This window comes from Priestia sp. SIMBA_032 (assembly GCF_046535215.1).
In the GTDB taxonomy this organism is placed as follows: Bacteria; Bacillota; Bacilli; order Bacillales; family Bacillaceae_H; genus Priestia; species Priestia aryabhattai.
Genome location: NZ_JAWRXD010000953.1, coordinates 1 through 261, shown reverse-complemented (window position 1 = coordinate 261; position 261 = coordinate 1). Strand labels below are relative to the sequence as shown.

Sequence of the window (261 nt, the reverse complement as noted above, 5' to 3'; positions counted from 1 at the left end):
CGCAGTTCGAGCAGGAACTTCATCGCCTGCCCCACCTCGCGCCCCGGGCGGATACCCAGGATGGCCATCACCTGCTCGCCGTCGAGGTCGGGCCGGACGGCCTCCAGCTCCTCCCGCTCCTGCAGCTCGCGGATGCGGGCCTCGAGGTCGTCGTACGCGAACCCCAGGCGGTCGGCCTTCCGCCTGTTGCGCGTGGTGACGTCGGCACGGGTGAGCATGTGGAGGCGCTCCAGCTCCGGCCCGGCGTCGCGGATGTAGCGC

At 72.0% G+C, this 261-nt stretch carries 1 protein-coding gene; it reads right to left on the bottom strand.

What is annotated here, in order from left to right; translation table 11 throughout:
• On the bottom strand, positions 1-261 hold a 261-nt coding region (locus SB717_RS37165; RefSeq protein WP_486360806.1), incomplete at both ends, for a hypothetical protein.